A 20,193-nucleotide genomic window follows, 5' to 3' on the forward strand; every position below is an offset into this window, starting at 1 on the left:
GGCCCGACGATCAGGGCTCGACCACGGTCTCCTGCGCCGCCGCCGTGTCCCCGGCCATCAGGCGGGCGTCGACGGGGACGTTCCGCTTGATCAGCGCGAGGGCGACCGGACCCAGCTCATGGTGGCGTACGGACGTGGTGACGAAGCCGATCTTGCGCCCGTCCGGGCCTGCGTCGGCGAGCCGGATGTCGGTCCCGGCCGGCGGCAGGTGGACCTCGCTGCCGTCCAGGTGCAGGAAGACCAGCCTGCGCGGCGGCTTGCCCAGGTTCTGGACCCGGGCGACCGTCTCCTGGCCCCGGTAGCAGCCCTTCTGCAGGTGCACCGCACCGCCGATCAGGCCCAGCTCGTGCGGGATGGTGCGGTGGTCGGTCTCGAAACCGAGCCGCGGGCGGTGCTGCTCGACCCGCAGCGACTCGTGGGCGAGAATGCCCGCGGGCGGCCCCGCCTTCTCCGCGAACGACTCCAGGTCGGCGCGGGGCAGGAACAGGTCACGGCCGTACGGCGTCTCCCGGACGACCACGCCCTCGGGCACCTCCGCTATGGAACCGGCCGGCAGGTGCACCACCGCGAAGTCGGCGGTGCGGTCGGCGACCTCGACCCGGTAGAAGAACTTCATCGACTCCAGGTAGGCGATCAGCGCGTCCTGGGTGCCGGGCTCGACATGGGCCCAGACCGTCTCACCGTCGTCGACCAGGTAGAGCGCGTGCTCGATGTGGCCGTTCGCGGAGAGGATCAGCGCCTCGGTGGCCTGATGCGGCGGGAGGTCGCTGACGTGCTGGGTGAGCAGCAGGTGCAGCCAGCTCAGTCGTTCCGCCCCGGAGACGGTGACGATCCCGCGGTGGGACAGGTCGACGAAGCCGGTGCCGTCGGCGAGGGCGCGCTGCTCGCGGAACAGGTCGCCGTAGTGCGCGGCCACGCCTTCGTCCACGCCCTCGGCGGGAACGGCGCCGGACAGGGTCAACAGGGGGCTCTTCATACCCTTAGCCTACGACTCGGTAGTTGAACGCTTCAGGGAACAGTCCTCGCAGCGGCCGAAGATCGCGAAGTGCTTCATGTCCGTGTCGAAACCGAACATGCCGCGCAGCTTCGCCGTGAACTCGGCGGCCACCTCCACGTCCGCCTCGATGACGCCGGTGCAGTCACGGCAGACGAGGTGGATGTGGTGGTGCCGGTCGGCGAGGTGGTAGGTCGGGGCGCCGTGCCCGAGGTGGGCGTGGCTGACCAGACCCAGCTCCTCCAGGAGCTCCAGCGTGCGGTAGACGGTGGAGATGTTGACCCCCGACGCCGTCTTGCGCACTTCCACGAGGATGTCGTCGGGGGTCGCGTGCTCCAGCGTGTCGACGGCTTCGAGCACGAGTTGGCGCTGCGGCGTCAGCCGGTAGCCGCGCTGTCTGAGGTCGCTCTTCCAGTCGGTGCTCACCACACCACGAGTCTAGGACGTGGAGCCCGGAACCCGGGGTCGTGCGGCCCGGGAGCTCACTTGAAGAAGGCGATTCCGTCGTCCGGCATGTCGTCGGGGAGGGCCTTGGCCCAGCGCTCGACGTCCTCCGGGGTGACGACCTTCTTCAGGTGCGCCGACATGTAGGGGCGCAGCTCGACCTCGGGGGTCTGCTTCTCGCCGACCCACATCAGGTCGCTCTTGACGTAGCCGTACAGCCGCTTGCCGCCGCTGTAGGGATCGGCGGCGGCGGTGCGTGCCACCGCGTCCGTCACCAGGTCGATCTGCGGCTTCTGGTCGGCCAGCTCGCCGTACCAGATCTCGATGACGCCGTCGTCGCGGGTCATCGTCACCTCGACCTTGCGGGCGGCGTCGATCCGCCAGAAGCCGTGCTCGGACTCCAGGGGCCGGACCTTGTTGCCGTCCCCGTCGAGCACCCAGGTGTGGGAGCTGTACTCCAGGAAGTCCCGGCCGTCGTGGGTGAAGGAGACCTCCTGCCCGAAGTTGCACTGCTCGGCGCCGGGGAAGTCGTGCACCCCGGCGCCCGCCCAGTCGCCGAGCAGAAAGGCGAGCGGCACGAGGTCCTTGTGGAGGTCGGACGGGATCTCGATCATCAGTGGCAGTTCCTGGACGTGGGCGGTCAGCGCTGACCCTGGTACAGCTTCTTCACGGCCAGTCCGGCGAAGGCGAGAACGCCGACGGCGACCAGGGCCAACAGGAACGAGAAGAAGAACTCCACGGGGTGCTCCTTGAGCGGGTGCGGTGTGGTTCGTGTACACAGGGCCGGCCCCCAGCTTACGCGGCCGGGACCCGGCCCCGTCGTGCACCCGGTTGCTTACGATGCAGCCATGGCGAAAAAGCTTGTGATCAAGGTGACCGCGGGGGCCGACGCCCCCGAACGCTGCTCGCAGGCGTTCACGGTGGCGGCGGTGGCCGTGGCGAGCGGGGTCGACGTCTCCCTGTGGCTCACCGGCGAGTCCGCGTGGTTCGCGCTGCCGGGGCGTGCCGCGGAGTTCGAGTTGCCGCACGCGGCCCCGCTGCCCGACCTGCTGGACTCGATCGTCGCGGGGGGACGTCTCACCCTGTGCACGCAGTGCGCGGCCCGCCGGGACATCACGGAGAAGGACGTCATCGAGGGCGTACGGATCGCGGGCGCGCAGGTGTTCGTGCAGGAGGCGCTGGCGGACGACACGCAGGCACTCGTGTACTGAGGATCCGCCGCCGGCCCCTCACCGGGGCGGCCGCGGTCCCTTCTTGCCGTCCAGTTCGTCCCACCATTCGTCGGACTGGGGGTCGCCGGAGGGGTCGTCCCACCAGCGGTCCTCGGGGCCGCGCCGGTTGGCGATCATCGCGGCGACCGGCGGGATGACCATGGCCACCACGCACATGCCCACGGCCACCGGCACCGACCACAGCCGCACGACGCCCCAGGCCAGGACGAACAACACGATGCACGTCCCCATCATGGCGAAGTAGACATGACGCCTGCGCGCGTACATGTCTCCAGCCTAGAACCGAACAGCACGAAGGGCCGCATCCCGGCGTCCAACCCGAGGATGCGGCCCTTCGGTCGTCACTCGTCCCGCGGACGAGTCCGCGGGACGAGCCCTCACACCGCGATGGCGACCTCGGCCAGCCCGCCCTGCTGGGCGACGACCGTGCGGTCGGCGCTGCCGCCGGGCACCAGGGCACGGACGGTCCAGGTGCCCTCGGCCGCGTAGAAGCGGAACTGTCCGGTGGCGGAGGTCGGGACCTCGGCCGTGAACTCGCCGGTCGAGTCCAGCAGACGGACGTAGCCCGTCACCGGCTCGCCGTCACGGGTCACCTGACCCTGGATGGTGGTCTCGCCGGGCTTGATCGTCGAAGCGTCCGGGCCACCGGCCTTCGCACCGCACATGGTGTACTCCTGAAGTGGTCTAGTGGTCTGGAAGGATCGGCCGACCGGGCTTACTTTCCGTCGCCGAGCGCGATCGGCACGCCGACGAGGGAGCCGTACTCGGTCCAGGAGCCGTCGTAGTTCTTGACGTTCTCCACGCCCAGCAGCTCGTGCAGCACGAACCAGGACAGCGCGGAGCGCTCACCGATGCGGCACAGGGCGATGGTGTCCTTCGAGAGGTCGATCTGCTCGTCCTCGTAGAGCTTCTTGAGCTCCTCGTCGGACTTGAAGGTGCCGTCGTCGTTGGCGTTCTTGGACCACGGGATGTTGCGGGAGCTCGGCACGTGGCCGGGGCGCTGCGACTGCTCCTGCGGCAGGTGGGCCGGCGCGAGCAGCTTGCCGCTGAACTCGTCGGGCGAACGCACGTCGACGATGTTCTGCGTGCCGATGGCGTCCACGACCTCGTCACGGAAGGCCCGGATGGACAGGTCCTGCGGCTTGGCCCGGTACTCGGTCTTCGCCCGCTCCGGCACCTCGTCGCCGGCGACCAGCTCGCGGGCGTCCAGCTCCCACTTCTTGCGGCCGCCGTCGAGGAGCTTGACGTTCTCGTGGCCGTACAGCTTGAAGTACCAGTAGGCGTACGCGGCGAACCAGTTGTTGTTGCCGCCGTAGAGGACGACCGTGTGGTCGTTGGAGATGCCCTTCTCCGACAGGAGCTTCTCGAAGCCCGCCTGGTCGACGAAGTCACGGCGGACCGGGTCCTGGAGGTCCTTGGTCCAGTCGATCCGGATGGCGTTCTTGATGTGGTTCTTCTCGTAGGCGGTGGTGTCCTCGTCCACCTCGACGATGGCGATCGTCGGGTCGTCCAGGTGCTCCTGGACCCAGTCGGCGTCGACCAGTACGTCGTTCCGGCTCATGTTCTGTCTCCTCCGGGGCAGTTGCGGCGGGGCGTGCGAGTAGAGAGGCTGCGCGCCCCTACGGGGTCGGCGCATGGGTGCCCCTCGGCGGGGCGAGGCGGGAAAGCTGGAAACCGGGAACCCGGAAACCACGGACGGCGATGCGGCCGCTCAGAAGGGTCGACAGAGCATGGCGGCGACGCGGCACAGGTCGACTGCCCGCCGCTTCGTGAGATCCGCTTGTCCTCGCGCTCGGAGGACGCTCGTCTGACACTGCATGCCGTCGATCGTAGGGAGGGCAGGGCGGGCGTGTCACCGACGTGTCACATGTTGATACAGGATTGTCCGTGATGTGGGACGACTGTACTGCCGGGTCCGCCCCCGCGCATCCCGGGCGGGGCCGCGTGCGCCGCCGCATCTGCTCTACGGACGCCTTCGTCTCGCCTGTCGGACGCCTGAGGTCCGCCGGGGATTCGTCGGGGGTCCTCCGGGGCGGGCCCCCGGGGCCCGCCGCTCGCTACCTACCCGGCCAGGCGGACGTCGGAACCCTTCACGGTGATGTGGACGCCGCCCTCCGCCGCCTCGACCTTGTCCAGCTTGATGCCGCCGGGCAGGCCGTTGATCTTCTGCTCGAAGTCGGTGATCGCCCGCACCCGCGTCTCGGCGATCTCGACGCCGCCGAACTTCGGCAGCCCGTCCGCCTGCACCCGCACGGTGTCGCCGTCCACGACCGTCACGGAGCTGAGCACGGAGACCGGCTCGGGCAGCTTGGTGCCGAGGACGGTGGCCTCCACCGTCACCTTGATCTTCCCGTTGCCGCCGTCGGAGAGGCCGACGACGCCGGCGGTGACACCGGGGGCCACCTGCGTCGGCTCGGACTTGGCGGTCTTGAGCAGCTCGTCGTAGGCGACGGTCGCGCTGCCGGTCGCGGCGGCGGCGGTGGCGGAGCTGAAGTCGCTGGAGAACTCGACGCCCTCCATGTCGGCGCGCAGGTCGGCGATGCGGATGTTCTTCGCGCCGTCGCCGGTGGCGGCCTCGTAGCCCTCGATGCCGATCTGCACCTCGTCGAGGGTGCCGCCGGCGACCTGGGTGAGGAAGGGGAAACCCTTGATGGACACGTCGGGAGTGGCGGCGAGGTTCTCCGTCGACTTGAGCCGGTCGGCCACCTCGCCCTCCGCGAAGTTGACCGCGACCCGGTCCACGATCACGAAGATGCCGCCCAGAATCACGACGACGACCAGCAGTATTCGCAGTGCGCGCATGCGGTTGGTTCCCCCACCTAGGTGCTTTCGACGGCAGTCCCCCACGGACGGCCGGGCAGCCGTCCTGCGCGAGGGTAACCCGCACGACCGGGGAAACCCCGAGATTGTCGATCACCTGTGACAGGGGCCGCAGGTCCACCGGTCGTCCGTGCCGTCAGTACTGTCCGTGCCGCCTGTGCCGTCCGTGCCGCCTGTGCCGTCAGCCGGCGACGCGCCCCAGTACGTACACCGCCGGTGCCGCCGCGGCCAGCGGCAGGGCCACCCCGGCCGTGAAGTGGACGAACCGGGACGGGTAGTCGTAGCTCGCGACGCGGTGCCCGATCAGGGCGCACACCGCCGCGCCCGCACCGATCAGCGCGCCCGAGGCGCCGAACCCCGTCATCCCGCCGACCGCCGCGCCCGTGCCCGCCGCCACGAGCAGCGCGGCCACGAGGGACGCCGGCGTCGGCAACGGCAGCGCACGCGCCACGACCGCCGCCGCCAGCGCGACCCCGCCGACCGTCACCGCGTCGGTGTCGGCCGCCAGGTATCCGCTCGCCACGATCGCCAGCGCCGACGCGGCGACCGTCGCCGTCAGGCCGTACATCCGCTCGTCGGGGTCGGCGTGCGAGCGCAGCTGCAGCACCAGCGACAGCACCACCCACACCCCCAGCGTGCCGAGGACGGCCGACGGTGAACGGTCGGACGCCAGCAGCGCCACGTCGGCGACCAGCGCCCCGAGGAAGCCCAGCGCGATGCCCTGCCGCGCGGGCCACATCCCGTTCAGCCGGAACCAGCCCGCGGCGGTGAGCCCCTGGAGGGCCACCAGCGGTACGAGCAGGGCGTACGTGCCCAGCGCCGCCCCGCCGGCGAGCAAGAGCCCCAGCAGCGCGGTGAGCGCCGCCGGCTGCATGCCGGGTTCGATGATCGGCGAGCGCCCCTCCGCGCGGGCGCGCTGCGCGTCCGTGACCCTGGTGTTCCCGGCGAGGGTGGCGGGCCCGTACTCGGGACCGTCAGCGGGAGCGGGGGCCTCGGGTGCGGAGGGTGCGGGCGGGGGTGTGGGTACGGCCCCACCCGTGGGAACGGCGCCCGCCGGGGCCCCGTGGGTCGGGGCCGCGCCGTACCCGGCGTGCACCGCGGGCCCACCGTGCCCCTGCGGGGGCGGCGGGGTCTGCGGCAGGTACGACGTCTCCTCCGCCGAGGTCGCCGCCGGGACCGGCGGCTGCATCTGCGTCTCCCACGTCTGCCCCTGCCACTGCTGCGTGTACTGCATGGCGGCGTGCGGATCCTCGTACCCCTGCTGCCCCCCGGGCCACGCCTGCGACTCGGGGGGCCGGGGCTGCTGGTTCTGCTGGGGCTGGGGCTGGGGCCGCCCGTAGGGGTCGTGGCCCCGCTGTCCCTCGTGCCCGTCGTAGCCCTGATACGGCTGGTTGGTCATCCCTCACCCTCCTGCGAACGGCGGGAGCACCTCGACCGTGCCGCCGTCGGCCAGCCGTACCGTCTCATGTTCGCGGGTGCCCACGGGATCACCGTCGACGAGGAAGGAGCACCGCCGCAGGACGCGCGTGAGTTCGCCGGGGTGCCGCTCGCGTGCCGTGTCGAGCGCCTCGGCGAGCGTGGCCGCCTCGAACGTCTCCTCGGCCACCCCGGCCGCGGCCTTGGCGGCGGCCCAGTACCGCACCGTGACCTTTGCCATCTGCTGGTTCCTCAATCGGGTTGACGGTGAACACGGTCAGGCTAGCCCGACCGGGCCACCGCCCAGTCCCCGATCCGGTGCAACAGCCCGTCGGACACCGCGTTCTCCGCGTGCCCCATGCCCGGCTCCACCCACAGTTCCCCGTGCTCGCCGGCCGCGGCCGCCAGCATGCGCGGATGGTCGAGCGGGAAGTAGCCGTCACGGTCGCCGTGCACGACCAGCAGCGGCGTCGGCGCGATGCGCGGCACCGCCTCGACGGGGGACAGCGGGACGGGGTCCCAGTCCCAGCGGTGGATCCGCGTCCGCAGCCCGTACCGACTCACCAGCCGCCCCGAGGGCCGGGTCACCAGCCAGTGCAGCCGCCGCATGGGAGCCGTCCCCCGGTAGAACCACCGGGCGGGCCCGCTGACGGACACCACGACATCCGGACCGCCCGCACCACCGGGATCACCGGCACCACCGGCACCTCCCGCGCCGAGCGCCGCGTGCCGCAGCACCACCGAGCCGCCCATCGAGAACCCGACCGTCGCCACGCGCGCGTGCCCCAGTTCCCGCGCCCACGACACCGCCGCCGCCAGATCCAGCACCTCGCGGTCCCCCACCGTGGACCGCCCGCCCGACGCGCCGTGCCCGCGGAAGGAGAACGTCACGACCGCCCCGTGCCGCGCGAAGGCCCGCGCCACCCTGCGTACGTGCGGCCGGTCCGCGTGCCCCGTGAACCCGTGCGCGATCACGAACACCGGATCATGGGAAGGCGGTCGGAAGCCGTTGTTCCCGGTCGCCGCCGGCACGGCCGCCGATTCGTACACGGAATCGATCCGTACGCCGTCCGCGGTACGCAGAAACGTCCGCAAAGACGTACCACCGCGTGCTGCGTCACGCGTCTCGGAATTCGGACGAATGGCGGAACGTGCCACATGACCTGCCGAACCGGTGCTCATGTCGGCTATTCTGCGGGGAGAGGACTCGGGCAGCGAAGCCCCCGGGTCCTTTTGTGCTTTCGGAAGCGTTGTATACAACGCGGGAAACCGCCGGTGTACGGGCCGTCGAACGCACGAAGCAAGCCGCGGACTCCCCCACTGCCCCGGCGGCGTGGGAGGTACCCCGTCGCAGGGACCGAGGAGGAACCAGACGTTATGGGCGAGCGAACCGTGCACGACCGTTTGACCACCCGGGAGTGGGCAGCACCCGCGCCGGACCGGGAGCCCGGCAGCCGGCTCCGCGAGCTCGGCTCCCGGCGCCGAGATCTCGAGGGAGGGGTGCGATGAGTTCGCTGCTCCTGCTGACCAACGCCCTCCAGCCGTCGGCGGAGGTGCTCCCCGCCCTCGGCCTGCTGCTCCACAACGTGCGTGTGGCCCCGGCGCAGGGTCCCGCCCTGGTCGACACCCCCGGTGCCGACGTCATCCTCGTCGACGGCCGGCGCGACCTCCCGCAGGTCCGCAGCCTCTGCCAGCTGCTGCGTTCAACCGGCCCCGGCTGCCCCCTCGTCCTCGTGGTGACCGAGGGCGGCCTCGCCGCCGTCACCGCGGACTGGGGCATCGACGACGTCCTCCTCGACACCGCCGGACCGGCGGAGGTGGAGGCCCGGCTGCGGCTCGCCATGGGCCGGCTGCAGATCACCGGCGACGACTCCCCCATGGAGATCCGCAGCGGCGACCTGTCCGTCGACGAGGCGACCTACAGCGCCAAGCTGAAAGGGCGCGTCCTCGATCTCACCTTCAAGGAGTTCGAGCTGCTGAAGTACCTCGCCCAGCATCCCGGCCGGGTGTTCACCCGCGCCCAGCTGCTGCAGGAGGTCTGGGGCTACGACTACTTCGGCGGCACCCGCACGGTCGACGTCCACGTACGGAGACTGCGGGCCAAGTTCGGACCCGAGCACGAGTCGCTGATCGGCACCGTCCGGAACGTGGGTTACCGATTCGTTACGCCGGAGAAGGGCGAGCGGGCCGCCAAGGAGGGCAAGGGCAAGGCCACCGACCGGCAAAAGGCGGCGGACACGGACGAGAAGGCCGTCCGGGGGACCACGGAGGCACGGACGCAGGCGTGAGATTTCGCGCGCGTTCGCGGGCACGCATCCTTTTCCCACCGTTTCCCACTGTTTCTCGCTGTTTCTCGCTGTTCACAGGCTCCTTCTCACTCTGCCGGGACCGGTTATATCCGCGTAGACTCCGCGCGTGGCCAAGGTGACAAGGGATGACGTGGCACGGCTGGCGGGTACCTCCACCGCCGTCGTCAGCTATGTCATCAACAACGGACCCCGGCCGGTCGCCCCGGCCACGCGCGAACGCGTACTCGCCGCGATCAAGGAGCTGGGGTACCGGCCCGACCGGGTCGCCCAGGCGATGGCGTCGCGGCGCACGGACCTGATAGGCCTGATCGTCCCGGACGCGCGCCAGCCCTTCTTCGGGGAGATGGCGCACGCGGTCGAACAGGCCGCGGCCGAGCGCGGGAAAATGGTGCTCGTCGGGAACTCCGACTACATCGGCGAGCGCGAGGTCCACTACCTGCGGGCGTTCCTGGGGATGCGCGTCTCCGGGCTGATCCTGGTCAGCCACGCGCTCAACGACCTGGCCGCCGCGGAGATCGACGCCTGGGACGCCAGGGTCGTCCTGCTGCACGAGCGTCCCGAGGCCATGGACGACGTCGCCGTCGTCACCGACGACCTCGGCGGCGCCCAGCTCGCCGTCCGCCACCTGCTGGAGCACGGCAACGCGTACGTGGCCTGTGTCGGCGGCACCGCGGAGACCCCCGCCGTCGGCGACCCGGTCTCCGACCACGTCGAGGGCTGGCGGCGGGCGATGAAAGAGGCCGGCATCCCGACCGAGGGCCGCCTCTTCGAGGCCCCGTACAACCGCTACGACGCCTATCGCGTCGGGCTCGACATCCTCTCCGGGCCGAACCGCCCGCCCGCGATCTTCTGCTCCACCGACGACCAGGCGATCGGCGTGCTGCGCGCGGCGCGCGAGCTGCGCATCGACGTGCCCGGCGAGCTCGCGGTCGTCGGGTTCGACGACATCAAGGAGGCGGCGCTCACCGATCCGCCGATGACCACGGTCGCCTCCGACCGTTCGGCGATGGCCCGCGCGGCGGTCGACCTCGTCCTCGACGACGGGCTGCGGGTGGCCGGCGCGCAGCGCGAGCGGCTGAAGGTCTTCCCGTCCGGACTGGTGGTCCGCCGCTCCTGCGGCTGCGCGTAGCGGTCAGGCCGTCGACTGGACCACCGTCCGGGCCACCGAGAGCGTCCTTATATCGGGCATACGAGGTTCTGTCGGGCTTCTCAGCGGGCACTCAGGGTGCTCTCATGGTCGGACGGGAGGCTCGTCGACATGACCGAATCCTTTCGCCGCAGCGGCGTGCACGAGGGCCCCCACGCGGGCGGCCCGCAGCACCTCTCCTCCCCGGTGAACCCCGAGTGGCCGTCCCCGCCGTCGTTCGCGCCGGGGCAGCCGGTCACCGCCGACACCGCCGGCCCCGGCGGGCCCGGCGGGCCCCGCCGGAAGCGGAACCGGGGCCCGGCCGCCCTGCTCGCCGCCGTGGCGATCGTGGCGGCGGCTGTGGGCGGCGGCACCGCCTACGGCATCCAGGAGCTGACCGGCAACGGCACCGTCGCCTCGTCGAGCGCGAGCAGCACCCCTGTGGTGCCGACCGGTCAGCAGGGCACGGTGTCCGGCGTCGCCAAGGCGGTCAGCCCGAGCATCGTCGAGATCAACGCCACCTCCGACGCCGGATCGTCCACCGGCTCCGGTGTGATCATCACCAAGGACGGCGAGATCATCACCAACAACCACGTCGTCGCCGGTGCCTCCTCGGTCAAGGTGCGGACCAGCGACGGCACGACGTACACCGCGGACGTCGTCGGCACGGAGAGCTCGAAGGACCTCGCGCTGATCAAGCTGAACGACGCCTCGGGCCTGTCACCGGCCACCCTCGGCGACTCCGACGGCGTACAGGTCGGCGACGAGGTCGTGGCGATCGGCTCCCCCGAGGGCCTGACCGGCACCGTCACCAGCGGCATCGTCTCGGCGCTCAACCGTGACGTGACCGTCTCCACGGACGGGAGCCAGGGGCAGCAACAGCAGGGACAGCCGGGCGGCGGCCGGCCCTTCGGGTTCGGCGGGCAGCAGTTCAACGGCGACACCGGCGGGTCCACGACGACGTACAAGGCGATCCAGACCGACGCGTCCCTGAACCCCGGGAACTCCGGCGGCGCGCTGATCGACATGAACGGCGACATCATCGGCGTCAACTCCGCGATGTACTCGTCGAGCGGCAGCGACTCCTCCTCGTCCGACGCCGGCAGCGTGGGCCTGGGCTTCGCCATCCCGGTCAACACGGTCAAGGCCGACCTCCCGGCCCTGCGGTCCGGCGCCATGAACTGACGGCGCCGCGAACCGCCGCCCCACCCGGTACGCACCGATCCGACGCGGTTCCCACCCGAGGAGTCCGACATGATCACACAGGCCAGGCAGATCAAGCAGGTCACCCACGAGGTCCCCGGCGCCGACCCGGCCGGTCTCGCCCTCGCGCTGGAGGTCGCGGCCGAGCTGCCCACCCCGGCACGGCGGGCCCCGGAGGTCGCCCCGGCCACGCCCCGCCGCAGGACCGCCAACGGGCACGGACACCGCCGCACCGCACGCGGCTGATCCGCGGCGCACGCGCCCCGGGCACTCGTGCGAGCCTGGGATCCTGAGAGTTCGAGTTCCCAGCCGCGCGTTCCCCCTCCAGTCCAGCAGACCAGCAGCCCGACACACCGCCGGCCCGACACCCCGGCAGACCAGAGGATCCCCGACCCCATGAGCCCCGCAGACGGCGACCGTGACCGCGAACCCCAGCGCATCCTGATCGTCGACGACGAGCCGGCGGTACGCGAAGCGCTCCAGCGCAGCCTGGCCTTCGAGGGATACGGCACCGAGGTCGCCGTCGACGGCGCGGATGCCCTGGAGAAGGCCGCGGCCCACCGGCCCGACCTGGTCGTCCTCGACATCCAGATGCCCCGGATGGACGGCCTGACCGCCGCCCGCCGCATCCGGGCCACCGGCGACACCACACCCATCCTGATGCTGACCGCCCGGGACACGGTCGGCGACCGGGTGACCGGGCTGGACGCCGGGGCGGACGACTACCTGGTCAAGCCGTTCGAGCTGGACGAGCTGTTCGCCCGTATCCGCGCGCTGCTGCGCCGCAGCTCGTACGCGGCGGCCGTGGCCGGCGCCGCGGAGGAGAACGACGTCCTGGCCTTCGCCGACCTGCGCATGGACCTGGCGACCCGCGAGGTGACGCGGGGCACGCGACGGGTGGAGCTGACCCGTACGGAGTTCACGCTGCTGGAGATGTTCATGGCGCACCCGCGCCAGGTGCTCACGCGTGAACAGATCCTGAAGGCGGTCTGGGGCTTCGACTTCGAGCCCTCGTCGAACTCCCTCGACGTGTACGTCATGTACCTGCGCCGCAAGACCGAGGCGGGCGGCGAACCGCGCCTGGTGCACACGGTGCGGGGCGTCGGCTACGCCCTGCGGCAGGACGGCGCCGAGTGACGGCTCTGGCCCGCCGGTTCCGCGCGCTGCCCATCCGGGCGCGGCTGTCGCTGCTGGTGGCGGCGGCGGTGGCGTTCGCGGTGGCGGCGGTCTCGGTGACGTGCTGGTTCATCGTGCAGGGGAAGCTGTACGAGCAGGTCGACAACGACCTGAAGAAGGCGACGGTGCTGCAGGCCCCGCAGCAGCGGGGCGAGATCCGCAGCGCCCTCAACAACTGCACGGACACCCCCCGGGACAGCATGGACGGAGGCTTCGGGGAGACCTTCTCCCAGGTGGTCAGGGACGACGGAACCGTGTGTCTGTTCCCCAGCTCGGCGGGCAGGATCGAGGTCACCCCGTCCGACCGGGACGTCATCGCGAGCGCGGGGAGCAGCTCGACGGGCCTCTACCGCAACGGCACCGCCCAGGACGGTGCCGAGGTGCGCGTACTGACGCTGCCACTGGTGATCAACAACCCGAGCACGCTGACCAGTTCGAAGGCCGCGGTCCTCGTCGCCGTGCCCCTCAAGGGCACCGAGTCGACGCTGGGCGACCTCGCGCTGATCCTGCTCCTCGTCTCCGGCGTCGGAGTGCTCGGCTCGGCCGCCGCCGGCCTCGCGGTCGCCCGCGCCGGTCTGCGTCCCGTCGACAAGCTCACCGAGGCCGTGGAGCACGTGGCGCGCACCGAGGACCTGGGCGTCCGCATCCCCGTGGAGGACGACTCCGAGGACGAGGTCGCCCGCCTCTCCCGCTCCTTCAACTCGATGACGTCCGCCCTGGCCAGCTCCCGCGACCTGCAGCAGCAGCTCATCGCGGACGCCGGCCACGAGCTGCGCACCCCGCTCACCTCCCTCCGCACCAACATCGAACTCCTCACCCGCAGCGAGGAGACGGGCCGCCCCCTGCCCGCCGAGGACCGGAAGGCCCTGCTCACCTCGGTCAAGGCGCAGATGACGGAACTGGCGGAGCTCATCGGCGACCTGCAGGAGCTGTCCCGGCCGGACACCGGCCAGCACGGGGGCCGCGCGCAGATCGTCGCCTGGCAGGACGTCGTGGAGTCGGCGCTGCGCCGCGCCCGGCTGCGCGGCCCGGAGCTGACCATCACGGCTGACCTCCGGCCCTGGTACGTACGCGCGGAGCCCTCCGCGCTGGAGCGGGCCATGGTCAACATCCTGGACAACGCGGTGAAGTTCAGCCCGGAGGGCACCACGATCGACGTACGGCTCACCGACGGCGTCCTCACCGTCCGCGACCACGGCCCCGGCATCGCCGCCGACGAACTCCCCCACGTCTTCGACCGGTTCTGGCGCTCCCCCACCGCCCGCGCCCTCCCCGGCTCGGGCCTCGGCCTGTCCATCGTGGCCCGCACGGTCCAGCAGGCGGGCGGCGAGGTCACCCTGACCCGCGCGGACGGCGGCGGCACGACCGCCACGATCCGCCTCCCCGGCGCCCCCACCCCACCACCCGAGGTGCCGTGACGGGACAAGGCCGCGAGCCGGGCGGTCACGGCCTCGCGGGGCCCTCTTCCCGCTCCGCCGGGCCCAGCTACCGCGAGAGTTCGCGGGACAGGCCCCACGCGTCGGTCTCCGTATCGCGCACCCTGGACGACAGCCGTGCAAGCGGGACAAGCGAGCCGGCCGGCGGTCGAAGTCCCACCCGGAACCTCCGCCCGAACGGGGGCCGGGACGCTGATTCACCTACTGACCGACGGAGCGCCTTCCGGGGCATTGAGCAAGGCGGTTGGCAGGTAGGCGGATCGGACGCGCAAGTCCCAGCCGTGTACCTGGACTGCCAGTGCGGCCAGGGCGATGGTCTTCTGCGGAAGCAGGCTGCGGAGCGCCGCATCGGGCGGTGCGCTCTCCCGGTGCTGGGCCAGACGATGCGCCAGAGCCTGTTCGAAGGCTGACTGGTCGTCCTCCAGGAGCACGCGCAGCAGTCGCTGATCCGGCGTCAGGGTGCCGAGGGCATTCAGCCGTAGCGCCGCATCGAGGCGTTCGTCGACCTCCGGCATGCGCAACGTCACCGACGGCCAGTCCCGGGGCAGGTGCCCGCGATCCCGGGCCAGATAGCAGGCGAGGGTGTCCATCTCCACCAGTTCCGCCGGATCCGACTTCGATTCCAGCTTCGAGTACGGCACCCCGTCCTGGATCGTGGACGCGTGCTCACGCAGCAGGAGCCCGATGACACGGTCCTGTTCCCACACCATGCCGCTCATCAGGCACAACGCAAAGGCATCCAGCCAGTCCCTCGCGGTGGAGGCGTGCTCCACCGCGGCCTCGAAGTCCGTGTCCTCACTGCTGATGCTCTCGCCGATCAGGGGAAAGAGGATTTCCTGGTCGCCGTTGGGATAACAGCCGAGCTCCAGGAACCCCAGGGCGCACTCCGCCGCAGTGCGCAGGACGCTGCTGAGCGAGGCGCTGCCGAGTCGGGGGTCCACCACCGTGCGGGCGGCGAGGTGATCGAGAAGGTCGTCGCGCATGGCCTGCAACTCCGTGTCGGAGTAGCAGTCGTACTGCATCGTGTGCCAGCGGCGTCTGGTCCGCCACTCGATGTCTTCCAGTGCCTGCTCGACACCCCGCTCACTCACGCCATGCCGAACCACATCCTTGATCGTCATGCGTTTCATCCTGGCAGCCGCCACTGACACCGCAGGCCCCCGGCCTCTCCCCGTGCGTGAGGCTCGGGCCTCTGTCAGGAACGTCGCCCATGCGTCAGAGCCGAAGGCGAACACTGTGCCGTCCGCGCCTCGCTGCCGCGGGCCGGGACGAGGCCGGTGCTCCTCCAGTACCGCGTGGAAACCGTGAGCACATCGGCCTCTGCTGTCCCCATGTCACTCATCTGAGCGCTTGAGTGGCATTCGGCCGCCGAGTGCTCACGGTTTTCAGCAGGTGGCTGCCTTGACCTCCGCCAGGAAGGGCGTCCACGAGGCCGAGCCGAAGACGAGCACCGGGCCGTTCGGAGCCTTGCTGTCACGGACCGGGACGAGGCCGGGGCAGCCGTGGGCGACCTCGACGCAGTTGTTATCTCCCCCGTCGCTGTGACTCGACTTGCGCCAGACGGCGATGCTGAGGTCGGGAGTCTGCTTCATGATCGGTGCTCCTCCAGTACGTCCCGGATGAACGTCAGCGAGTCCGACGGGGTCAGCGCCAGATCCCGCAGCCGATCGTAGGACAAACGGTGGCGCAGAACGTCCCCCGGATCGTCCATCAGCAAGCCTCCGCTGTCACCTTCCGTGTAGGCCACAGCGCTTCCGTCCTTCTGCCACAGCAGGGTCAGTGAACCTCTCCCCATGAGGTCGTGGATCCCGGCCGAGAACGGCAGCACCTGGACAACGACAGTGGGCCACTGCGCGATCGTTTCGATGTGCCTCAGCTGACCCGCCCACGTCTCCGGGCCGCCTGCGGGACGGCGGAAGGCGAGTTCGTCGATGACGAAGCGGACACTCGGGGCCGGACTCTTGCTCAGCAGAAGTTGTCGGCCCAGACGGGCGGCCACCTGTTCCTCAACGGCCTCGCGCTCCTGATCCGTTGCCCGGGCCCGGACAACACCTCCCTGGCGAAGTCTTCGGTCTGCACCAGACCGGGCACACTCGGCGTGTACTTGTGCATGACCCGCGCCGTCGTCTCCAGTCGCATGAACTCCTTGTACTTGTCCTTGAAGGCGTCGATCCGCGCCAGCTTCCAGAGGCTGACCAGCAGGTCGCCCGACCCGTAGTACCCGTCGAGATCCTCCATGACCGTCACCTTGGACAGTCGCTCGCCCGACTCCAGGCGGCACAGGTAGCTCTTGTCGTACCCGGACTCGTCAGCCAGTTGCCCCAGGGACCTGCCCTCCTTCTCCCGCAGGAACCGGAGCGTCCGCCCCAGCACCGCGCGCCCCGACTCCGCTTGCGTGTCCGTCTCTTCGGCCATGACACCTCTACCTGTTGTCCGGAATGACGGACAACGCCGCCCCTCTTCCGCAGCGTACGTGCGATCAGTGACGATCGAGACACAAACGGTGATCACCGCCGGCCGACGCTTCGAAAGAGCACCGACATGAGAGAACGCATGAACCGCACCCCACTCCGCCTCCTCCCCTGGACCACCCCCGACGGCAAACCCTGCTACCTGAGCACCGACAGGGACGACAGCCGGCTCTCCCTGCTCGCCGACGACATCGAGGCGGCACAGTTGGACTCGGGTGAGCAGGTGCTCGCGGGTGCCAGGGCCGTGCTCGGCGACCCGGAGGCCGGGGAGCGGGCGGTGCGCTTCGCGCTCACCAGGGCGACGGAGTCCCTGGACGACGTCCTGCGGGTCGCGGTCAGTCGGGGGGAACGCATCGGGGCGGGTGGTGGCAGGTGACACACCCAACCACCCCCGTCCGGTATCTCCCGCGTTCTACCGTGGACCTCCGGCCCCCACGTCACACCCCGGCCGGAGATGAGGAGCCGACCATGGCCCACGAGGTGGATCCGAACTCCTGCGAAAGGACGCCCGAAGCGATCCGAGCGGCCCTGCAACGGCGCCGGGACTGGTTGCAGGCCTTCGAGCAGGAGTGGCTGAGCGCCGCCGCCGACTTCGACCAGTCGGCGCTCGACGCCGTGATCGACAAGTGGTTCCCCTTCGCCTGCGCCTGCGCCACACCGGGCTACCTCGACGACGTCGAACAGACCGTCAAGCGCATGACGGAGGACGACGCCGACGGCCTCGTGTTCCGCGACGCGCAGGGCCACGGCTATGACGCGGACGGCCGGCCCGTCGAAGCGGGCGGGCGCCGGTGAGCGCGTACTCCATCCGGTACGTGGACCGCGCGGCGGTGCGGAAGGCCGCGTTACCGGACTCCCAGCGGACCTCGCTCGAGAACCTCGAGAAGCTGCTCACCCTCAACCCGTTCGGTCCGCCGGCGCTCAGCAACCGCGACAACAGCTGGTCCGCGGGCTTCCAGGGCGGTTTCGTCACCTACGTCGTGTCCAACCGCCACGTCGTCATCAACGTCATCGACCTCGTGGCCCTCTGACACCGAGGGCGCGTGTGACACGCTGGGATCATGAAGACACCCCCGAACGGCCTGCCTGTCTACCGCGTGCTGACCGGTCCTGACGACGTGGCGTTCTGCCGTCGTGTGAGCGAGGCCCTGGCGATGGGTTACCGACTCCACGAAGGGCCGTCGGTCACGTTCGACGGCGACCGGGTGATCGTCGCGCAGGCGGTCGTGTGGCCCGGAGCGGGAGACACCGCCTCGACGTGACGGGCACGCGCCGGGCGTGCGCACGGTCGGCCCGGCCGGACGTCGTCCTCATCCGATCGAGTAGCCGGAGCCGTTTCCCTGGTCAGCCGTACCGCCGCGCCTACCGTGATCGGAGAGGCGATCGCCGGCCCCGAGCGGACCTGACCCGGAACGGGAAGGAGGGGCCCGGCGCCCGTGGGCCTCGTACGGCCTGCCGGGTGTGCCGGACCCCTCTCGAGGGCCGTCCGCCGACTACTGGACGACCGTGATGCGGTCCGCCGCAGGCGGGGTGAGCGGGGTCGTGGGGGAGGAGCTGGCCGTCAGGTACTGCTCCAGGGCCGTCAGGTCGTCGTCGCCGACCAGGTCGGCCGTGCCCTCGCCGAGGGTCGGGAAGCCGTCGCCGCCGCCCGCGAGGAAGCTGTTCGTGGCGACGCGGTAGGTGGCGCCCGGGTCGATCGCGGAGCCGTTCAGCCTGATGGAGTCCGTGACCACCCGGTCCGCGCCGGTCCTGGTCAGGTCCAGGGTGTAGGTCAGACCGGCGGAGATCTGGAGGATCTTCGGCGCCGCCTCGTTCGCGCCGCTCACCTGCTCCTTGAGAGCCTGGATCAGCTGCGCGCCGGTGAAGTCCTGGAGGTTGACCGTGTTGGCGAACGGCTGGACGGTGAAGCCCTCGGCGTAGGTGACCACGCCGTCGCCCTCGGCGGCGCTCGCCGCGTAGGTCAGGGGCGCGCGGATGCCGCCGGGGTTCATCAGGGCCAGGTCGGTCTCCGGGTCCAGCGTCCGGCCGTACGCCAGTTGGGCGTCGGCGATCAGGTCGCCGAGCGGGGACTCGGTGGTGCCGTCCTTGACGACGTCACCGGAGATGTAGCCGATCGGGCGGTTGCCGATGGGGGCGGCGAGGGTGTTCCACTTGTCGATCAGCCGGGTCATGTCCGGCGCCTTCGGGACGTCCCGCGTCACCACGTGGTTCGCCGACTTCACGGCCGTACGGGCGATGTCACCCGTCGCGCGGTCGTACGTCAGCGTCGTGTCCGTGTAGAGGCGGCCGAAGGACGCGGCCGAGGTGACCATGCGGGGCTTGCCCGCCGGGTCCGGGATCGTGCACACGTACGCCGCGTGGGTGTGGCCGGTGACCAGCGCGTCCACCTGGGGCGAGACGTTCTTGGCGATGTCGGCGATCGGGCCGGAGACGCCGTCGCCGGCGCCCGGGGAGTCGCAGTCGTAGTTGTAGGAGGACGAGGCGGGGAAGCCGCCCTCGTGCACCAGGGCCACGATCGACTTCACACCCTGGCGCTGGAGCTCCTTGGCGTACTTGTCGATCGTCTCGACCTCGTCCTTGAAGGACAGGCCCTTCACGCCCTCCGCCGAGACGATGTCGGGAGTGGCCTCCAGCGTCACGCCGATGAAACCGACCTTGACGCCCTTGTGCTTCCACACCCAGTACGGCTTCAGGACGGGCTTGCCCGTCTTCTCGTTCAGGACGTTGGCCGCCAGGTACGGGAAGTCGGCGCCCTTGAACTTCTTGTCCGTGTAGCAGCCCTCGACGGGGTGGCAGCCGCCGTTCTGCAGGCGGCCCAACTCCTTGGCCCCCTCGTCGAACTCGTGGTTGCCGACGGAGGTGACGTCCAGGTCGAGCTTGTTCAGCGCCTCGATCGTGGGCTCGTCGTGGAAGAGGCCGGAGATGAGGGGGGACGCGCCCACCATGTCGCCACCGGCCGCGGTGACGGAGTAACGGTTGCCCTTACGGGCCTCGCGCAGGTGGGTGGCGAGGTACTCCACACCGCCCGCGTCGACGGTCCTCGTCGTACCGTCCGGGTGCAGTTCGGTGACCCGGCCCGAGGAACCCGTCGGGGGCTCCAGGTTGCCGTGCAGGTCGTTGAAGGACAGCAGTTGCACGTCCTGGTAGCGGCCCGGGTGGCCCTTGTGGTGGCCGTGCCCGTGCGACGTGCCGCCTCTGCTCTCACCCGCGCTCGCCGCCTCCGCGGGCAGGGCGGCCGCGGCCAGCGCGCCGACGGTGAGCACACCGGCGGCAGACGCGAGAAGACGGTTCGTACGGCGTCTGCGGCGCGGACGGTACGTCAAGGACGTGGACGTGGGTGTGGCTGGCATGCGCCCCCCTGCGGGTCTGCGGGTCTGCGTGGGTCGGAGTCGGTCGGGGCCTGTCTACGCGGGACCGGGCCGGGCCCGCGTGAGGCGCGCGCCGACCACCCGGCGCAGCCTAGAGTCAACGCGCGTAGCGCGACAGGGGATTCGTGGTCACATCCTGGTTATCTTTCACGTCCCGGCACCGGTCGCGCCGTGCCCGGATCCGGTCGTACCGGGCGG

The 20,193-nt window shown here is 70.8% G+C and carries 25 protein-coding genes and 1 pseudogene; 11 read left to right on the forward strand and 15 right to left on the reverse strand.

The genetic code is table 11. From position 1 onward, the window contains the following. Positions 1–10: 10 nt before the first annotated feature. The 3 genes from ygfZ to ACVW19_RS15625 are packed head-to-tail and all read right to left on the reverse strand — an operon-like array spanning position 11 to position 2,052. The gene (gene ygfZ / locus ACVW19_RS15615; protein WP_457459998.1) at positions 11–976 is read right to left on the reverse strand and encodes a CAF17-like 4Fe-4S cluster assembly/insertion protein YgfZ; all 966 of its coding nucleotides are present in this window, start codon (positions 974–976) and stop codon (positions 11–13) included. 9 nt (positions 977–985) lie between these two features. Continuing rightward, positions 986–1,423 carry a Fur family transcriptional regulator gene (locus ACVW19_RS15620; protein WP_457459999.1) on the reverse strand — a complete coding sequence of 146 codons (438 nt, stop codon included), beginning with the start codon at positions 1,421–1,423 and terminating at the stop codon, positions 986–988. 53 nt (positions 1,424–1,476) lie between these two features. Beyond that, positions 1,477–2,052, reverse strand: coding sequence for an FABP family protein (locus tag ACVW19_RS15625; protein ID WP_457460000.1), 576 nt, complete (start codon positions 2,050–2,052; stop codon positions 1,477–1,479). Between the two features lie 234 nt (positions 2,053–2,286). Here ACVW19_RS15625 and ACVW19_RS15630 point away from each other — a divergent pair, with 234 nt between their 5' ends. Continuing rightward, entirely contained in the window at positions 2,287–2,649 is a 363-nt protein-coding gene (locus ACVW19_RS15630) for a DsrE family protein (protein WP_042174837.1), read from the forward strand. A gap of 18 nt (positions 2,650–2,667) precedes the next feature. Here the strand turns inward: ACVW19_RS15630 and ACVW19_RS15635 are convergent, their stop codons facing one another. The 8 genes from ACVW19_RS15635 to ACVW19_RS15670 all read right to left on the reverse strand — a co-directional run bounded on the left by ACVW19_RS15635 (position 2,668) and on the right by ACVW19_RS15670 (position 8,304). Continuing rightward, the gene (locus ACVW19_RS15635; protein ID WP_457460001.1) at positions 2,668–2,937 is read right to left on the reverse strand and encodes a DUF3099 domain-containing protein; all 270 of its coding nucleotides are present in this window, start codon (positions 2,935–2,937) and stop codon (positions 2,668–2,670) included. A gap of 110 nt (positions 2,938–3,047) precedes the next feature. Further along, a complete protein-coding gene (locus ACVW19_RS15640; protein WP_006139129.1) occupies positions 3,048–3,335 on the reverse strand; it encodes a DUF1416 domain-containing protein in 288 nt (95 codons plus the stop codon). 50 nt (positions 3,336–3,385) lie between these two features. Further along, positions 3,386–4,231, reverse strand: a complete 846-nt coding sequence (locus ACVW19_RS15645; protein WP_457460002.1) for a sulfurtransferase — start codon at positions 4,229–4,231, stop codon at positions 3,386–3,388. A 150-nt stretch (positions 4,232–4,381) separates the two neighbouring features. Continuing rightward, entirely contained in the window at positions 4,382–4,489 is a 108-nt protein-coding gene (locus ACVW19_RS15650; RefSeq protein WP_350849312.1) for an Ms5788A family Cys-rich leader peptide, read from the reverse strand. 242 nt (positions 4,490–4,731) lie between these two features. Then, positions 4,732–5,472 carry an LmeA family phospholipid-binding protein gene (locus ACVW19_RS15655; protein ID WP_457460003.1) on the reverse strand — a complete coding sequence of 247 codons (741 nt, stop codon included), beginning with the start codon at positions 5,470–5,472 and terminating at the stop codon, positions 4,732–4,734. Between the two features lie 199 nt (positions 5,473–5,671). Then, positions 5,672–6,889 carry a hypothetical protein gene (locus tag ACVW19_RS15660; protein WP_457460004.1) on the reverse strand — a complete coding sequence of 406 codons (1,218 nt, stop codon included), beginning with the start codon at positions 6,887–6,889 and terminating at the stop codon, positions 5,672–5,674. A gap of 3 nt (positions 6,890–6,892) precedes the next feature. After that, on the reverse strand, positions 6,893–7,147 hold the full coding sequence (locus ACVW19_RS15665) for a MoaD/ThiS family protein (protein ID WP_457460005.1): 255 nt from the start codon (positions 7,145–7,147) through the stop codon (positions 6,893–6,895). A 41-nt stretch (positions 7,148–7,188) separates the two neighbouring features. After that, positions 7,189–8,304 (reverse strand): alpha/beta hydrolase family protein, encoded by a 1,116-nt coding sequence (locus ACVW19_RS15670; protein ID WP_457460006.1) that lies wholly within the window; start codon positions 8,302–8,304, stop codon positions 7,189–7,191. A gap of 107 nt (positions 8,305–8,411) precedes the next feature. Between ACVW19_RS15670 and ACVW19_RS15675 the strand changes: the two genes are divergently transcribed. From ACVW19_RS15675 to ACVW19_RS15700, 6 genes are all read left to right on the forward strand, one after another. Further along, the gene (locus ACVW19_RS15675) at positions 8,412–9,194 is read left to right on the forward strand and encodes a winged helix-turn-helix transcriptional regulator (RefSeq protein ID WP_457460007.1); all 783 of its coding nucleotides are present in this window, start codon (positions 8,412–8,414) and stop codon (positions 9,192–9,194) included. A gap of 127 nt (positions 9,195–9,321) precedes the next feature. Then, positions 9,322–10,344: a LacI family DNA-binding transcriptional regulator gene (locus ACVW19_RS15680; RefSeq protein WP_457460008.1), complete on the forward strand. Its 1,023-nt coding sequence runs from the start codon at positions 9,322–9,324 to the stop codon at positions 10,342–10,344. A 129-nt stretch (positions 10,345–10,473) separates the two neighbouring features. After that, positions 10,474–11,526 carry a S1C family serine protease gene (locus ACVW19_RS15685; protein WP_457460009.1) on the forward strand — a complete coding sequence of 351 codons (1,053 nt, stop codon included), beginning with the start codon at positions 10,474–10,476 and terminating at the stop codon, positions 11,524–11,526. A gap of 69 nt (positions 11,527–11,595) precedes the next feature. After that, positions 11,596–11,790 carry a hypothetical protein gene (locus ACVW19_RS15690; RefSeq protein WP_457460010.1) on the forward strand — a complete coding sequence of 65 codons (195 nt, stop codon included), beginning with the start codon at positions 11,596–11,598 and terminating at the stop codon, positions 11,788–11,790. A 150-nt stretch (positions 11,791–11,940) separates the two neighbouring features. Continuing rightward, positions 11,941–12,681 (forward strand): response regulator transcription factor, encoded by a 741-nt coding sequence (locus ACVW19_RS15695; protein WP_457460011.1) that lies wholly within the window; start codon positions 11,941–11,943, stop codon positions 12,679–12,681. Then, positions 12,678–14,138 carry a sensor histidine kinase gene (locus ACVW19_RS15700; RefSeq protein WP_457460012.1) on the forward strand — a complete coding sequence of 487 codons (1,461 nt, stop codon included), beginning with the start codon at positions 12,678–12,680 and terminating at the stop codon, positions 14,136–14,138. Before ACVW19_RS15695 ends, ACVW19_RS15700 begins: the two co-directional genes overlap by 4 nt. 215 nt (positions 14,139–14,353) lie before the next feature. On the opposite strand, the gene ACVW19_RS15705 is transcribed toward ACVW19_RS15700, so the two are convergent. From ACVW19_RS15705 to ACVW19_RS15715, 3 genes and pseudogenes are all read right to left on the reverse strand, one after another. Then, positions 14,354–15,277 (reverse strand): immunity 49 family protein, encoded by a 924-nt coding sequence (locus tag ACVW19_RS15705; protein ID WP_457460013.1) that lies wholly within the window; start codon positions 15,275–15,277, stop codon positions 14,354–14,356. A 264-nt stretch (positions 15,278–15,541) separates the two neighbouring features. Then, positions 15,542–15,748: a DUF397 domain-containing protein gene (locus tag ACVW19_RS15710; protein ID WP_457460014.1), complete on the reverse strand. Its 207-nt coding sequence runs from the start codon at positions 15,746–15,748 to the stop codon at positions 15,542–15,544. Continuing rightward, positions 15,745–16,571: pseudogene (locus ACVW19_RS15715) on the reverse strand (helix-turn-helix domain-containing protein). Before ACVW19_RS15715 ends, ACVW19_RS15710 begins: the two are co-directional and overlap by 4 nt. A 126-nt stretch (positions 16,572–16,697) precedes the next feature. On the opposite strand from ACVW19_RS15715, the gene ACVW19_RS15720 reads away from it, so the two are divergent. From ACVW19_RS15720 to ACVW19_RS15735, 4 genes are all read left to right on the forward strand, one after another. Beyond that, positions 16,698–17,003: a hypothetical protein gene (locus tag ACVW19_RS15720; protein ID WP_457460015.1), complete on the forward strand. Its 306-nt coding sequence runs from the start codon at positions 16,698–16,700 to the stop codon at positions 17,001–17,003. Positions 17,004–17,095: 92 nt separating this feature from the next. Further along, entirely contained in the window at positions 17,096–17,422 is a 327-nt protein-coding gene (locus tag ACVW19_RS15725; RefSeq protein ID WP_457460016.1) for a DUF6247 family protein, read from the forward strand. Beyond that, the gene (locus tag ACVW19_RS15730) at positions 17,419–17,658 is read left to right on the forward strand and encodes a hypothetical protein (protein WP_457460017.1); all 240 of its coding nucleotides are present in this window, start codon (positions 17,419–17,421) and stop codon (positions 17,656–17,658) included. The genes ACVW19_RS15725 and ACVW19_RS15730 overlap by 4 nt, the downstream gene beginning before the upstream one ends. Positions 17,659–17,688: 30 nt before the next feature. Then, positions 17,689–17,889 carry a DUF1737 domain-containing protein gene (locus tag ACVW19_RS15735; RefSeq protein WP_457460018.1) on the forward strand — a complete coding sequence of 67 codons (201 nt, stop codon included), beginning with the start codon at positions 17,689–17,691 and terminating at the stop codon, positions 17,887–17,889. A 231-nt stretch (positions 17,890–18,120) separates the two neighbouring features. On the opposite strand, the gene ACVW19_RS15740 is transcribed toward ACVW19_RS15735, so the two are convergent. After that, positions 18,121–19,977: a bifunctional metallophosphatase/5'-nucleotidase gene (locus tag ACVW19_RS15740; protein ID WP_457460019.1), complete on the reverse strand. Its 1,857-nt coding sequence runs from the start codon at positions 19,975–19,977 to the stop codon at positions 18,121–18,123. Positions 19,978–20,193 lie beyond the last annotated feature (216 nt).

It is taken from the genome of Streptomyces sp. TE5632, from assembly GCF_054061295.1.